Source organism: Desulfovibrio sp. GTC20076, assembly GCF_055385905.1.
This window is the reverse complement of record NZ_AP039366.1, coordinates 1319378-1333230: the sequence shown is the minus strand read 5'-3', so window position 1 is coordinate 1333230 and position 13853 is coordinate 1319378. Positions and strand designations below refer to the sequence as shown.

Sequence of the window (13853 nt, the reverse complement as noted above, 5' to 3'; positions counted from 1 at the left end):
TCGGCTGCAGGCATGTTCCTGTTATTTTGTTTGCCCCTCCATTAGGTATCGGTATTTGCGTCCATATTCTGGACGGCCCTGTTCACTATGTTCCGGGAGCTTTCTTCCATGCCCGCCAGCATCATCAAGCGCGATGGCACGGCAGTGCCCTTTGATTCAGTCAAGATCCTCAACGCCATCACCAAGGCCAATCAGGCTGTGGGGGGCGAGGATATGTCCCCCACTGACCTTTTATTCGTCACCGAAAAAGTTTGCAAAAAGCTGAATGAACGTGGTCTGAAGCACGTTGAAGAAATTCAGGACGTGGTTGAAGAATCATTGATTCAGTATGATTACGCCAAAACCGCCAAGGCCTACATCCTGTATCGTGCCGAGCATACGAAAATTCGCAATGCGGAATCGTATCTCATGGATATTTATAAAAAGCTGACGTATTCCGCCGCCATCCATGAGGATATCAAGCGCGAAAACGCCAATATTGACGGCGATACGGCCATGGGCACCATGCTCAAATACGGCTCCGAAGGGTCAAAATTTTTCATAGATAACTATATCTTACCCAAAGACGCTTCGGCAGCCCATATTCACGGTGATATTCATATTCACGACAAAGATTTCTATATGCTCACGGAAACGTGCTGCCAGATAGATCTTATCCCCCTGTTTAAAAATGGTTTTTCTACTGGGCACGGGTATTTGCGTGAACCGAATTCCATTGAAAGCTATTCGGCCCTGGCCTGCATAGCCATTCAGGCCAACCAGAATGAAATGCACGGCGGTCAGAGCGTGCCTCATTTCGACTTTGCCATGGCCGAGGGGGTTGTAAAAACCTACCGCAAGGAATACGAGCGCGCTTTTTCTTCTTTTGTGCGCATTGTTTTGCATGTGGACGCAAGAGAAGCGGCTGCCTTTACTGAAAAGCTGCTTGCTGAGGCGGCGCTGTGCCCCCGTCTCGGCTCTGTGGACGCGCTGTGCCGCCGTCTTGGCGAAGTTGCCCCCGAAGGGCAGGAGGCCATGGTGGCCGAAGCCCACGCCTACGCTGTTGAAGAAGCCCTCAAATACACCGAACGCCGCACCTATCAGGCTATGGAAGCCCTTATCCATAACCTGAATACTATGAATTCCCGTGCGGGCGCCCAGGTGCCTTTCAGCTCCATCAACTATGGTACGGACGTTTCAGCCGAAGGGCGCATGGTCACAAAAAACCTGCTCAAAGCCACCAAGGCCGGATTGGGGAATGGAGAAACCTCCATCTTTCCCGTGCAGATTTTCAAGGTCAAGTCCGGGGTCAACTATAACAGCGAAGATCCCAACTACGATCTTTTCAAACTGGCCATAGACGTTTCAGCCATGCGGCTTTTCCCGAACTTCAGCTTCCTGGATGCCCCTTATAACCTTCAGTACTACAAGCCCGGTGACTACAATACCGAAGTGGCCTATATGGGCTGCCGCACGCGTGTGCTCGGCAACGTGTACGACAAGGACCGTGAGGTCACCTGCGGGCGGGGCAATCTGAGCTTCACCTCTGTGAATCTGCCCCGTCTGGGACTGGAAGCCCAAGGTGATATAAAAAGGTTTTACGCCCTGCTTGACGACAGGATTGACTTGGTTTTTCGTCAGCTCATGCACAGGTTTAAAGTGCAGTGCTCAAAGAAGGTGCGCAACTATCCCTTTCTGATGGGCGAAGGTATCTGGCTTGATTCCGGCAAGCTTGACTGGGATGACAGCGTGGAAGAAGTGCTCAAGCACGGTACGCTGACCATGGGCTTTATCGGTCTGGCTGAAACTCTCAAGGCTCTGCTTGGCGTGCACCACGGCGAAAGCGAGGAAGCGCAGAAACTTGGTCTGGAGATCGTCCGCCACATGCGCAAACGTTGCGATGAAGAAGCGGAAAAAACCAAGCTGAATTTCTCTCTTATCGCCACCCCGGCAGAAAGCCTCAGCGGTCGTTTTGTGGGGCTGGATAAGGCCAAGTTCGGCAGTATCCCCGGTATTACGGACAAGGATTACTACACCAACTCCTTTCATGTGCCGGTGTACTATCCGATCAAGGCTTTCAAAAAGATTCAGATCGAGGCCCCTTACCACGCTATGACCAATGCGGGCCACATCACCTATGTGGAGCTGGACGGCGATACGTGCAAAAATCCAGAAGCTTTTGAAAGCATTATCCGCTTCATGCACGATAATGGCGTGGGCTATGGCTCGGTCAATCATCCCCTTGACCGCGACCCCCTGTGCGGCTACGTGGGCGTGATTAACGGTTGCTGCCCGCGATGCGGCCGCAAGGAAGGCGAGGGCATCAGCCCGGAATTGTTGGAAGAACTGCGGAAAAAATATCCGCATATTCCCAAGTGGAACTAGGCCGGATCACCCATTGCAACGCCATGCGTTGTAACGGCTCAGTCAGCCGGAACCGGGTTTTTCGGACGTATCGCGCCGCGCGAAATGAACACTGTTGATTGGTGGCGCTATGTAGCTACGGCGGCCGCTGCTGCGGCCTGGAATATTCACCGTATTGTTTCAAAGACCAAGGAGAAAACCAATGTTGATGAAGTCGCGTCTGTACGAGGAAGTGAAGCCCACACAAACGCTGGTGGGGCAGGGCATGGGCTTTGAACGCACCCGCCGTATCACCGGCTATCTCGTGGGTACGCTTGATCGCTTCAATAATGCCAAGCGCGCCGAGGAGCGCGACCGGGTAAAGCATGCCTGAAGATGTGATGTCGCAGCCCTTGCGCCTGTCCGGCATTGTGGAGGAATCCATAGTGGATGGGCCGGGGCTGCGATATGTGCTTTTTACCCAGGGCTGTCCCCATCGCTGCCGGGGTTGCCATAATCCGCAAACGCACAGCCTTGAGGGTGGCTTTCTTTTTACAACAAAGGCTGCTCTTGAGCAGTTTGATGGAAATCCGCTGCTTGCGGGGGTGACCCTTTCTGGCGGGGAGCCTTTTTTACAGGCCGCTCCTTTATGTGCCGTGGCCCAGGGCGTACATGAAAGGGGCAAAACGGTGGTTACCTATACAGGGTATACATTTGAAACCCTGCAAGAAATGGCTGTTCATGACCCTTGGATTACGCGTTTGCTGGACTTGACGGACCTGCTGATTGACGGGCCGTATGTGGAAGAACTGCGGGATATGGAATTGCGTTTCAGAGGCAGCTCCAACCAGCGGCTTCTGGACAGGTCTGAGCGCAAACGTCTTGTGGCGGGTTTGCCTGTTTTCACAACATGACAGATATGTTCAGGCTAGTTTGAAAGGGCGAAGAGCAGCCATGCAGAAACTGTAAACTTCAACTGATACTTCGGGCCGGGCAAACTCGGTTTTACTGCCAACTAGCCGGGTACACGGCATTTTACCCGCACTGTCGTCACAACTGCACACGCAGCCTGGCTGCGCGGTTAACCGCCGGAGTGACTGCCATAAGAACATCAAATATAATTTTCAAGAGCAAAATGTGTTGTAGAGAGAAGAGCCTCCGCTCAAAAAGCGGAGGCTCTTCTCTTTACGCGGTCCGATGTCAGGGATGCTCTTTAAATGGCCTGTGTTGCTTCTGTGTTGGTCGCAGCGTCTTCTTCATCAGGTTTTTTCGCGCCATGCTTCGGGGCCACATAGGGAGCGAAAGAAACGTCCATACCCTGAATATGCTCCACAAGCCAGGTCTTCAGAAAGTCCAGCAGGGCAAGGTCCACACCTGATTTGCCTTCAAGCACGGATTCGCGGAAAAGAAGAACTTTATCCCTGAACTGCTGGTGTATTTCAATATGTGCTTTTGCCGCCGGGTAATCGGAGTGGGCGAAGAAAATTTCTTCCGTATTGAAGTGGGTAAAGGCGTAGCCGGCCAAGGCATCAAGTATTTCCAGCAAGAGATCAGAAGCCTCGGCCTGCATGATGCCCCGATGCAATTTGTTAATGTATGAAAGCAGCAGCTTGTGCTGTCCGTCAATAACAGGAACGCCAGTGGAAAAATCGTCCGACCATTGAACATACTCTTCTTGCTGTTCCACCTGGTTGGTAACCGGGTCTGTTTCCGGATCGCCCAGAAATGCGGTCATCTGTTCCACGTAGCTTTCGCAATACTCGAGTTCGGCAATAATCTTGTCCAGCCACTGCACTGTAAAACCGTTAAAAAGCGATTCCTGCGCCAGTTCCGGATGCACTTCAAGCAATTTTCTGATCTGTTCGGCCTGATCAGAAGAAAGTTTGTGCATCTTGCCCACCACTTCGTGCAGGCTGTCTCTGATCATGATTTGACCGGTCATGGCGATTTTGTATTTTTCGCGCCATTCAGCGGATTCATGCTGAAATTTTTCGAGATCGCGCAAGTTTGCAGCCAGCGTACGTGAGCGATCTTCACCGTGAACGGTCATAAGGTCCGCCAGTTCGCGCAGGATGCCACAGTCCGTATCGTGGGGCAGGTGGAGCGCCCCGGGCTGCTGGAGACTGTGGGAAATGTTTTTCATGGGCTTGAGCAGGTCCTGGTAAAGAAAATAAAGCCCGCTGAAGCCGCAGAGCAGGCCCGCGCCGCCCGCCATGTATGATATTGGAAAAGGCATAAGCAGGCCGGCCGCGCTTACAGCGGGAGCCAAGGCCAAAAGTATGATGAATACAGGCATACGGTATCCTTATATATTATGGGTATGGCCTTTGCCGTGGGCTGAACCCGCAGGCTCCGGCCGGGTGACTGTGCTGGAAGTACAGGGCCTGCCGGGCGGCAGGTTAACGGATGAGGCAAATCTTTGGTTCTTGAGGCTTGGAGTCTGACGAAGCCCCGCCGGGGCTTGTCTGGAATTCTTCCAGTGCCCGGCGGGGAGTAACCCGTTTGTGCTGTCTTGTTGTTATCAGATAACTGTTAGTCTTTGAAGGGCGATATGGCCCTGAGAGTTTTGATAACCTGTGGGAAGTGCTCGATAACAAAGTTTACGTCATCTTCGGTGGTGTAGCGTGACAGGGAGAGCCGGACAGAGCCGTGGGCGTAATTAAAGGGCACACCCATGGCCCTGAGCACATGCGAAGGCTCAAGACTGCCCGAAGTACAGGCCGAGCCGGAGCTTGCGCAGATGCCCAGCCTGTCCAGCATGAGCAGGATAGCCTCTCCTTCCACATTTTTGAAGGCGATGTTTGTGGTGTTGGGTAGGCGGTTTTCCACATCGCCATTGACCCTGCAGTCCGGGATGCGTTCCAGAATACCGGCTTCAAGCTTGTCGCGCAACATGGCTACCTGTACGCGCTCTTCCTGCATATGATCCAGGGCCAGCTGGGCAGCCACGCCCATGCCCACGATATAGGGTACGTTTTCTGTGCCTGCCCGGCGCCCGCGTTCCTGATGCCCGCCACGCAAGAAGGGGCGGAAGCGTACTCCCTTGCGGATGTACAGGGCGCCTATGCCCTTGGGCGCATGCAGCTTGTGGCCGGAGAGCGAGAGCAGGTCGGCAGGCAGATGCTCAAGGTCTATGGGGGTTTTGCCCACAGCCTGTACGGCATCGGTATGAAAGAGTATGCCTTTTTCATGCGCCATTTCGGCCATGCGCTGTATGGGATAAATGTTGCCGACCTCATTGTTGGCAAACATGATGGATACAAGTGCCGTGTCGCCGGACAGGGCCTGTTCGTATTCGTCTATGTCGAGTCTGCCCTTGTTGTCCACGGCAAGGTAGGTGACGCGGTATCCGTGTCGCTCCCAGTGCTGTATAACGTTAAGCACGGCAGGATGTTCAACGCGGGTGGTGATGATGTGACGTCTATCGGGCTGGGTTTGCAAGGCCGTCCAGATAGCGGAGCTGTCGCTTTCCGAGCCGCACGAGGTGAACAGGATTTCATCGGGGCTGGCGCCAAGAAGGCTGGCCAGGCTCTGCCTGGCATTTTCCATCGCCTCGGCCACCTGTCCGCCGAAGGTGTGCATGCTTGAAGGGTTGCCATACAGTTCGGAAAGATAGGGCAGTATGGCGTCCCGCACTTCGGGAGCTACAGCAGTGGTGGCATTGTTGTCGAGATAAATGGTTCTCATGTCCCTATGCCTCCTCAACTACAATATCTGGTTCAACATGTTCACGCAAGAGGCGCTGCACGAGGTCGCGAATGGTTACATCGCTGGCGCGACACTGCGAGCAACGGCCGCGCAGGGACACTACTACCCGCAAGCCGTCCACATCCACCAGCTCGATATCGCCACCATCGGCAGCAAGCACGGGGCGGATTTCTTCTTCTATGGTCTTGAGCACCAGCTGCATGCGTTGCACGTTGGTCATGCGCGGCTTGGGCTTCAGTTCCACCAGTGGCTTTTGCTTGAGTTCGGCAGCAAGGATTTCGCCGATTTCATCCAGGCATTCGCCGCAGGCTCCGCCGGCCTTGGTGTAGTTGGTGATTTCTTCTACGGTCTTGAGGCCGTTTTCGCGAATGGCGCGGATGATCTGTGCATCGGTGACACCAAAACATTTACAGACCAGCTTGCCTTCTTCATGCGCATGGGGCACGGGCGGCTCGCCCTTCCACTGGCGGATGGCGGCCTCCAGCGCTTCCTGTCCCATGACGGAGCAGTGCATTTTCTGCTTGGGCAGACCGCCCAGGGCATCGGCTATGTCCTTGTTGCTGACCTTGAGAGCGTCTTCAACAGACATACCCTTGATCATATCCGTGAGCACCGAGCTGGAGGCAATGGCGCTGGCGCAGCCAAATGTTTCAAAGGTGGCATTTTCGATAATGCCCTTGTCGCTGATCTTGAGATAGAGTTTGAGAGCGTCGCCACAGGCCAGGCTGCCCACCTCGCCAATGGCATTGGCTCCTTCCAGGGGTCCCACGTTGTGCGGGCGCAGAAAATGGTCATGAACGGCTTCAGTGTAATTCCACATAATTGCCTCCCGAAGCGGAGTGCTTCTCTGATTCTATGATTTCCTGCAGGGTTCTTTGCTGCAGAAAGCTGCGTATGTGTCCGTCAAGTTCGCTCCAGAATTCACGTGTGGAGCACTGCTTTTCTCTCTGGCATGAACGCCCCTTGCTGAGGCAGCGCACCGGAGAAATTTCGCCTTCAAGGTGTTGAAAAACTTCTTCCATATTAATTTCTGCAGGCGGCTTTGCCAGGGCGTAGCCGCCGCCGGAACCGCGCACGGCCCGGAGGATGCCCATGGGACGCAAGGCCCGGACGATCTGCTCCAGGTAGCCCGAAGAAATGTTTTCCTCGCGGGCTACCTGCCCCAGTTGCAAAAGGCTGCCCTGGGGCTGGGCTGCCAGACGCAGCAGAAAACGCAATCCATAACGGGTTCTGGTCGAAAATCGCATAAGGCTCCTCGTTTCGGCAATTGGCCGGATTAGGCTATGCGCCAGCCCGCGCTTCGCGGTTTTGAGCGATGGCGGTAAGGCTGAACGGAGTTTCCTGATACACGTAATAGTTAAGCCAGTTGCAGTAAAACAGATGCGCGTGTGCCCGCCAGTTCATGCGCGGCATAGCGGCGGGGTCGTCATGGGGATAATAATGTTCCGGTACACGCGGTTTCAGGCCCCTGTCCACATCACGGCGATATTCCGCGTCCAGTGTGCCTCTGTCGTACTCCAGATGGCCGGTCATGAAAACCTGTGAATGGTCAACGCGTTCTACAAGCGTTACTCCGGCCTGTTCCGACTGTGCAAGCAGACGCAGTTGTGGCGTTTCAAGGATGTGCCCTGCGCGCACTTCGGTATTGCGGGAGTGCGGCGCGGTAAATGTGTCGTCAAAGCCGCGGAAAAGGCGGCAGTCCGGCAGCAGAATGTCGTGGTTGAAAATCCCTGAGATTTTTTGCGGCAGGCTGAATTTGGGGATGCCGTAAAAATGGTACAACGCAGCCTGGGCCGCCCAGCAGATATACAGGGTGGAGTAAACATGGCTCGCCGCATAATTCATGATGTCGAGCAGTTCGTGCCAGTAGTCCACATCCTCAAAGGGCAGATGTTCCACCGGCGCTCCGGTGACAATCATGCCGTCAAAGCTGCCGTGCCGTATCTCGCTGAATGTTTTGTAAAAACGTTCAAGATGCTGAGCCGGTGTGTTTTTGGACTCATGCGCCTCGGTGCGCAGCAGGGTGATGTTGACCTGAAGAGGGGAGTTGCCCAAAAGTCGCAACAACTGGGTTTCAGTGGCGATTTTAGTGGGCATGAGGTTGACGATGACTATTTCCAGAGGGCGTATGTCCTGAGCGACTGCGCGGTCTTCGGTCATTACGAAGATGTTTTCACTTTCCAGGGCGGCGCAGGCGGGCAAATCCGCCGGGATCTTGATGGGCATATCCTCTTCCTTGACACTAAAGTTGCAATGCGGGTACAGCGTAATGTTAACGCTGTCGCACCATTGGCGGGTCCCGGCCGCAAGCGGGCGGGACCCGCCCTTAAAACATAGCAATTAGATATGTTTTGTCAAGACGCTATAACTGGCGCTGCTTTTTAACGCCGTCGTCTGCGTTTTTTTGTTGTCTGCTGCTAGAGCTTGACCACATGACATTCCATTTTCAGGTCACTTTGTGCGCCTTTAAGGGCCTGCTGGGCCAGGTGTTCAAGCCCGCCACAGCACGGCACGCTCATGCGCAGTACTGTGAGGCTTGCGATCTGTCCCGATTTTATGATGGCTGTGAGCTTTTCCAAAAGGGCCGCATTATCTTCAAGCTTGGGACAGGCGATAACAGGTATGCGTCCGGCAAGCCAGTCTTTATGCAGATTGGGCAGGGCAAAGCCAGCACAGTGGGCGGCCAGCAGTATCTGAGCGCCCTTGAGAAACGGGGCTGTGGGAGGAACAAGCCGCAGCTGGATAGGCCAGGAGGGCAGATCCACGGCAAGTCCGGGGTTGGCCGCCGCCGTAACTGGGGACAGAGGTTTGAGAGCACGCGCCATGCTGCCCGGGCATCCACCCGGTCTGGGCGTCATGCCCTGCGCCCCGTGTCCTGCGTGGGCAGGGGCTGTTCCTTCGCGCTCAGCCTTGGCCGCCAGGGCCGCCTCCTCATCAAACTCTTCTGCCTCGCGTTCGATAAGCTGCAGAGCTCCTTCAGGACAGCTAAGACATGCGCCAAGCCCGTCGCAGTAAGAGTCCCGTATGAGTTTGGCCTTGCCGTCCACTATGGCCAGCGCGCCTTCGGCACAGTCCAGTACACATTGGCCGCAGCCGTTGCACTTGTCTTCGTCAATTTCGATAATAAGACGTTTTGCCATGGCTATATCTCCACCGTCAGTTCAATCAGTTGGGCCGGGGCGTCGATGATATGATCGGCTCCAGCGGCGCGCAGTTCCGCAGGGCCGCGAAAACCCCAGGCCACACCCACTGACGTTGTGCCCGCGTTGCGCGCGGTCTGCACATCCACGTCGCTGTCGCCCACGTACAGGACCCGGGCCACAGAAGTATGCATTGTTTCAGCCATGTCCAGCAGGGCCTGCGGCTGTGGTTTAAGAGGAACATTTTTTCTGCCGCCGCGTACAAGAACGAAGGGGATGGAAGGAAAGTAGCGCTGCACCAGATCCACCGTATGTTCTTCCGGCTTGTTGGAAAGCACGGCCAGCGGGCATCCCTTGGCGGCCAAGGTTTCCAGTGCCGGGATGATGCCTTCATAGGGGCGGGTGGTGTCGCACATATGGCGGCCGTAGTGCTGGCGGGTTTCTTCCACCAGTTGTGTCAGGGCCGGCGGCTCAAGCTCTGCTGCGGCAGGCAGGGTGTCGCGTACCAGCTTGTCAAAGCCCCGTCCCACAAAGCGTCTGTAGTCCGCCAGAGGGTGCGTGGGGTAACCGTGCCGGGCCAGTACGGCATTGCAGGCATTGCCGATATCGCCAAGCGTATCAAGCAGGGTACCGTCCAGGTCAAAGAAAAAGACTCTCATCAAATCTCCCATGTATTCTTTGCAGCAGTAAAAACAGTGTAGCGGAAAAGCACTATGAATCACAAGCCCGCATCGCGGTCAAAAAAACAGTGGGTTTTAACGGCCTGTAGCGTTCTGTAAAATGCCGCTGACGGCTGCATGTTTCTGTGCGAGACATTTATCATATGCTGTCAAGACGTTGCGCAGTACTTCTGGACAGAGGCATGGCAGCTTGTTAAGGTCATAGCACCGGGCAGAATCAACGTATGTGACGCCCGTCACGGAGGATTTATGGCTCGACATATTCTGACCATCAGAAAGCTGGGAGAAAAGGCGTGCTGGCTGCTTGTGCAGCAGGCCATGGGCATGCCGGAGGCCAAGACCAGAACGAACTTCATGACGGAACGTGTGGCTGTGCTCATTTTTGCCCAGCACTCGCTGCCGGAAAGACTTTGCGTGTCAGCTGCCGTGCGGCAGCTGGGTGGGGCCGTGGTGTATGAGGGCAACCGCAGCGTATGGCGTTCGGAACTCGCCGAATACCGCGAACAGCTCATGCCCATATTCAGTTATTATGTGGACTGCCTGTATACCTACGGGCTACCCGTCGCTTCTTGGGATCCCGCCAGAATCGACCTGAGTTTCCCCCTTATCAACGCCGGCAGCCCGGATGCGCATCCGGCACACGCCCTGGCGGATATTGCCTGCATGCTGCGCAATTCACGCAATCTCGGCAATGTCACCTGTGGCTGGCTTGGCTGCCTCAACGGCACCCTGCATTCACTGGTGGAGGCCACGGCGTGGTTCCCCTTCAGTTTGCGCGTGGCCCTGCCTTCTCATGTAGACCCGGCACCCCTGAAAAGGATCGTTGCCGAACTGGGAACGGATGTGACTTTTGTGGATACCCCGGAAGAAGCTGTGAAGGGCGCAGACTATGTTTTTGCTGGCTGCCGCAAGGGCCTCACGGAAGAAGAGCATGTGCGGTGGAACATTTGCAGTGAACTGCTGTCCAGGGCAAGGCCCCATGTGCGCATCATGCTCAGCGCGCCGCCCATCAATGCCATCCGGGTAGAAAATGATATTCTGCGCAACAACAAGGCGTCCATGCTTATCCAGCAGTCTGAATACCGCCTGCGGGTGCACAAGCGCATGTTGCACTGGGTGTTTCTGGACAATGACGATTCCTGACCGGAAACGGTCCTGTTTATAAGGCATACTGGTCTTGAAGCTTCTGCTGCCGGCCGGTAGCTGTTTATGGGGTGATGCCCCCTTAGGTCCTGGCGTCACAGCAGCCAGGGCCGGGCAACAGCGGCGCATGGAACCGTTGCGGGGGCGCGCTATTTGCGGGAGCCTTTAAGGACAAAAAGGGATGCCACTTCAGGCAGGGGCAGACAGCCTGCTTTTCTGCAGCAAAAAAGTTTTATGAGGTAGTCCTTCAATGCACAACAGCCCGGGGTACCCGGGCTGTTGTGCATTGAAGGACTACCTCAAATACATATCCTGAAACGGGTGATATTAAAATATATACCCTCAAAGCTTAAGATGCGCCTGTTACAGTGCTCAGCAAGGCTGATAAACAATGCTGCATTTTTTCGTATATCTTTCAGGCAAGTGCCGAATCTACGTTTACCTTCATGACGGACTTTTGCTCATGCAGGCGTCGGGCGCTTCAATATGAAAATGCTCTAATCGGCCAGGAATTCGTAATTTTCCAGCTTGTCCCACACCGCACTTACAAGCATGGCCATGGTCGCGGCCAAACGCGCTTTGGACTGATCATCGGGTGGGCTTGCTTCGCCTTTGGCCCGAGCCGTTTCCGACGCCAGACGCTGGCAGAAAAGGTCCGGGCAGCGGGCCTGCTGCCCTTGGGCAAGCAAGGGCATATATCCGGCAAACGGGCCATCCACAAAGGATTCCAGTTCTTCGGGGGCAATTGTCTCCTGATGTTCGGCGGCCTGACCGCATTCTTCATTCAAAGGCGCGGACGTCCGGCTCAGCAGGTTCCCTGTCTGGCGCAGGTAGGCCATGAGCACACTGTTTGGAGCGTGCTGCATAAGCCCGGCTGTGATAACGGCATGGGTGAAGGCCCGCCATTCCGCACAAAACCGGATGGCCCCCGGGCCTTCAAGGTAGGCAGGAGGCAGGAGGGCGCTGTGTGCCAGGCGCACCATGCCCTCGGGATCCGTGTTGAGAGTGAAAAGAATACAGGCCACCTCAACGCCCTGGGCCGCGCTTAATTGCTTTTTGGACATACCCGCTCCTTTGCTTCGGACTTTTCGGTCAGGTATTCGGTATATCCCGCCGCCCGCAGACGGCAGGCCGGACATTGCCCGCAGCCGTAGCCCCAGGGATGCCGCTGTCCGCGCTGCCCTTCATAACAGGTGTGGCTTTCCTCAACGATCAGGTCAACCAGGTTTGCCCCGCCAAGAACTTCCGCCAGGGTCCAGGCATCTTTTTTACTGCGCCACATGAGGGGCGTATGCAGTACAAAATTCGCGTCCATGCCGACATTCAGGGCTACCTGCATGGCTTTGATGCTGTCGTCACGGCAGTCTGGATAGCCCGAGGAGTCACTCTGGCATACGCCAAGGACCATATGACGGATATCAAGCCCGTAGGCCCATGCGGCGGCATGCAGGATAAATATGAGATTGCGGCCCGGAACAAAGGTATTGGGCAGACCCTCTGGTTTATCTTCAATGGGCGAGGTAGAGGTGAGGGCGGTATTGGCAAGCTGGCGGAAAAGGCCGATATCAAGCAAGCAATCCGCATCCAGGCGGGCGGCCCACTGCGGGTTGAGAGTAGCCAGTTTTTCACGGAGGTTCTGGCGGCAGGCCAATTCCACGGCATGGCGCTGGCCGTAGTCAAAACCCAGTGTGCGGACACGGGCAAAGCGGTCCAGAGCCCACGCAAGACATGTTGCGGAGTCCTGGCCGCCGGAAAAAATGACCAGGGCTGTCTGGTCGGCCAGCGGACTTGACGTGGTTCTGCCCGGGGACTGTCGGCTCATGGCGTCACCAGCCAGAAGGAACACACCCGCGCAGGAGCGTAGCCTGCCATGAAGGCATCCATCAGGTTGCCGAAATACACACGGTTTCGCGGGCGTATGTGCTGGGCCTCGGCGCAGTCTGCGGGAAAAAAGCGTAAAGACTCCTTGTTGCCGAGATAGGTATTCTTGGCAACAGGTTGCGAAAGCAGAAAGGCCCACATGCCGCGACGCCCGGCTATGGCCTCATGTTGGAGGTTGCGGAGGCGTTCCTGAAGCTGCGGGCTGAGATCCTGATGCGGGTAAAAATAGGCCGCGCCATTGCGGATCATGATTTCGTTGAGGGACGTGCCGTCCGGCAGCAACACTTCCGCCAGAATTCTGCCGTGTGAATCGCGATGCTTGACGCCTGCTTGCAGAAGCTGCACCTGCTGGCCCTTGGTGAGCGTGTTGAGCTGGTCTCTGGCTTCGCGTGCAAAAAACTGGGCTTTTATGCGGCCCTTGGACAGTTCTGGCGAATCAATGCCGGCCAGCCGTACAACGCGCCTGTCCGTCAGTTTAAAGGTGTCGCCGTCAAAACAGTGCGCCACAGTACCAAGCGGTTGAGGCAGCGGTTCTGCACGGGGAGCATCGGCATTTCCCCTTGTGCTGTCTTCGGAAACAATTTTTGTGCTGTCGCTCAGTTGCCCCACGGCAGTATCTGCCGCCATGCCGGACGGTGCAGGTGCGGGCTGCCCGGAATTGTTTTTGCTTTCCTTGCCCGGAACTTCAGGTCCGGCTGGATCTGGCTGGGCAATGCTGTCAGGAATATTGCCGGAGCTACTGGCAACCGCAGTGGGCGTGGCGGGGGGGGGCGTTACGGCAACCGTAGCAGGCGGGACATCGGGGGAGGTACGTTTTCCGGCCGTTTCTGCCGACAGAGAAGAAGATGGGGACGAGAAAAACAACGACAGGCAAAGAAGGCCGAAGACCATAACAACGGCGCAATGCCGTCCAAGCCGGGACAATACTGACACAAACACGGCCATATCCTGTTACATGGGCTGCAATGTTTTTGCTGTT

14 protein-coding genes are annotated in these 13853 nt (G+C 55.6%); 4 read left to right on the top strand and 10 right to left on the bottom strand.

Features of this window, described 5'->3' with window-relative positions:
• Window positions 1-108 precede the first annotated feature (108 nt).
• The 3 genes from ACZ495_RS05885 to nrdG all read left to right on the top strand — a co-directional run bounded on the left by ACZ495_RS05885 (window position 109) and on the right by nrdG (window position 3236).
• Entirely contained in the window at window positions 109-2364 is a 2256-nt protein-coding gene (locus ACZ495_RS05885; protein ID WP_072311817.1) for an anaerobic ribonucleoside triphosphate reductase, read from the top strand.
• A gap of 181 nt (window positions 2365-2545) precedes the next feature.
• Window positions 2546-2716 (top strand): anaerobic ribonucleoside-triphosphate reductase, encoded by a 171-nt coding sequence (gene nrdD / locus ACZ495_RS05880; protein WP_041724025.1) that lies wholly within the window; start codon window positions 2546-2548, stop codon window positions 2714-2716.
• Window positions 2709-3236 (top strand): anaerobic ribonucleoside-triphosphate reductase activating protein, encoded by a 528-nt coding sequence (nrdG, locus tag ACZ495_RS05875; protein ID WP_394027563.1) that lies wholly within the window; start codon window positions 2709-2711, stop codon window positions 3234-3236. Before nrdD ends, nrdG begins: the two co-directional genes overlap by 8 nt.
• A gap of 299 nt (window positions 3237-3535) precedes the next feature.
• On the opposite strand, the gene ACZ495_RS05870 is transcribed toward nrdG, so the two are convergent.
• The 7 genes from ACZ495_RS05870 to ACZ495_RS05840 form a co-directional block, all read right to left on the bottom strand.
• A complete protein-coding gene (locus ACZ495_RS05870) occupies window positions 3536-4618 on the bottom strand; it encodes a bacteriohemerythrin (protein ID WP_296983609.1) in 1083 nt (360 codons plus the stop codon).
• Window positions 4619-4854: 236 nt separating this feature from the next.
• On the bottom strand, window positions 4855-6009 hold the full coding sequence (nifS, locus tag ACZ495_RS05865) for a cysteine desulfurase NifS (RefSeq protein WP_012624706.1): 1155 nt from the start codon (window positions 6007-6009) through the stop codon (window positions 4855-4857).
• Window positions 6010-6013: 4 nt separating this feature from the next.
• The gene (gene nifU / locus ACZ495_RS05860) at window positions 6014-6850 is read right to left on the bottom strand and encodes a Fe-S cluster assembly protein NifU (protein WP_012624707.1); all 837 of its coding nucleotides are present in this window, start codon (window positions 6848-6850) and stop codon (window positions 6014-6016) included.
• The gene (locus ACZ495_RS05855; protein WP_012624708.1) at window positions 6834-7277 is read right to left on the bottom strand and encodes an RrF2 family transcriptional regulator; all 444 of its coding nucleotides are present in this window, start codon (window positions 7275-7277) and stop codon (window positions 6834-6836) included. The genes nifU and ACZ495_RS05855 overlap by 17 nt, the downstream gene beginning before the upstream one ends.
• Before the next feature lie 34 nt (window positions 7278-7311).
• Window positions 7312-8256: a homoserine O-acetyltransferase MetA gene (metA, locus tag ACZ495_RS05850; protein ID WP_296983614.1), complete on the bottom strand. Its 945-nt coding sequence runs from the start codon at window positions 8254-8256 to the stop codon at window positions 7312-7314.
• A 191-nt stretch (window positions 8257-8447) separates the two neighbouring features.
• Window positions 8448-9170, bottom strand: a complete 723-nt coding sequence (locus ACZ495_RS05845; RefSeq protein WP_394027561.1) for an ATP-binding protein — start codon at window positions 9168-9170, stop codon at window positions 8448-8450.
• Between the two features lie 2 nt (window positions 9171-9172).
• The gene (locus tag ACZ495_RS05840) at window positions 9173-9829 is read right to left on the bottom strand and encodes an HAD family hydrolase (RefSeq protein ID WP_012624711.1); all 657 of its coding nucleotides are present in this window, start codon (window positions 9827-9829) and stop codon (window positions 9173-9175) included.
• A 270-nt stretch (window positions 9830-10099) separates the two neighbouring features.
• Between ACZ495_RS05840 and ACZ495_RS05835 the strand changes: the two genes are divergently transcribed.
• Window positions 10100-10993 carry a Rossmann-fold NAD(P)-binding domain-containing protein gene (locus tag ACZ495_RS05835; RefSeq protein ID WP_012624712.1) on the top strand — a complete coding sequence of 298 codons (894 nt, stop codon included), beginning with the start codon at window positions 10100-10102 and terminating at the stop codon, window positions 10991-10993.
• A 497-nt stretch (window positions 10994-11490) separates the two neighbouring features.
• On the opposite strand, the gene ACZ495_RS05830 is transcribed toward ACZ495_RS05835, so the two are convergent.
• From ACZ495_RS05830 to ACZ495_RS05820, 3 genes are read right to left on the bottom strand one after another with little or no spacing between them, the layout of a single operon-like run.
• Window positions 11491-12057 (bottom strand): serine/threonine protein kinase, encoded by a 567-nt coding sequence (locus ACZ495_RS05830; RefSeq protein ID WP_072311313.1) that lies wholly within the window; start codon window positions 12055-12057, stop codon window positions 11491-11493.
• Window positions 12039-12815 carry a 7-cyano-7-deazaguanine synthase QueC gene (gene queC / locus ACZ495_RS05825; protein WP_072311318.1) on the bottom strand — a complete coding sequence of 259 codons (777 nt, stop codon included), beginning with the start codon at window positions 12813-12815 and terminating at the stop codon, window positions 12039-12041. Before queC ends, ACZ495_RS05830 begins: the two co-directional genes overlap by 19 nt.
• Window positions 12812-13813, bottom strand: a complete 1002-nt coding sequence (locus tag ACZ495_RS05820) for a thermonuclease family protein (RefSeq protein ID WP_464262821.1) — start codon at window positions 13811-13813, stop codon at window positions 12812-12814. The genes queC and ACZ495_RS05820 overlap by 4 nt, the downstream gene beginning before the upstream one ends.
• Window positions 13814-13853: the final 40 nt, after the last annotated feature.

Coding starts and splice junctions, on each gene's coding strand:
- ACZ495_RS05885 (WP_072311817.1), top strand. CDS start 109: ATGCCCGCCAGCATCATCAAGCGCGATGGCACGGCAGTGCCCTTTGAT.
- nrdD (WP_041724025.1), top strand. CDS start 2,546: ATGTTGATGAAGTCGCGTCTGTACGAGGAAGTGAAGCCCACACAAACG.
- nrdG (WP_394027563.1), top strand. CDS start 2,709: ATGCCTGAAGATGTGATGTCGCAGCCCTTGCGCCTGTCCGGCATTGTG.
- ACZ495_RS05870 (WP_296983609.1), bottom strand. CDS start 4,618: ATGCCTGTATTCATCATACTTTTGGCCTTGGCTCCCGCTGTAAGCGCG.
- nifS (WP_012624706.1), bottom strand. CDS start 6,009: ATGAGAACCATTTATCTCGACAACAATGCCACCACTGCTGTAGCTCCC.
- nifU (WP_012624707.1), bottom strand. CDS start 6,850: ATGTGGAATTACACTGAAGCCGTTCATGACCATTTTCTGCGCCCGCAC.
- ACZ495_RS05855 (WP_012624708.1), bottom strand. CDS start 7,277: ATGCGATTTTCGACCAGAACCCGTTATGGATTGCGTTTTCTGCTGCGT.
- metA (WP_296983614.1), bottom strand. CDS start 8,256: ATGCCCATCAAGATCCCGGCGGATTTGCCCGCCTGCGCCGCCCTGGAA.
- ACZ495_RS05845 (WP_394027561.1), bottom strand. CDS start 9,170: ATGGCAAAACGTCTTATTATCGAAATTGACGAAGACAAGTGCAACGGC.
- ACZ495_RS05840 (WP_012624711.1), bottom strand. CDS start 9,829: ATGAGAGTCTTTTTCTTTGACCTGGACGGTACCCTGCTTGATACGCTT.
- ACZ495_RS05835 (WP_012624712.1), top strand. CDS start 10,100: ATGGCTCGACATATTCTGACCATCAGAAAGCTGGGAGAAAAGGCGTGC.
- ACZ495_RS05830 (WP_072311313.1), bottom strand. CDS start 12,057: ATGTCCAAAAAGCAATTAAGCGCGGCCCAGGGCGTTGAGGTGGCCTGT.
- queC (WP_072311318.1), bottom strand. CDS start 12,815: ATGAGCCGACAGTCCCCGGGCAGAACCACGTCAAGTCCGCTGGCCGAC.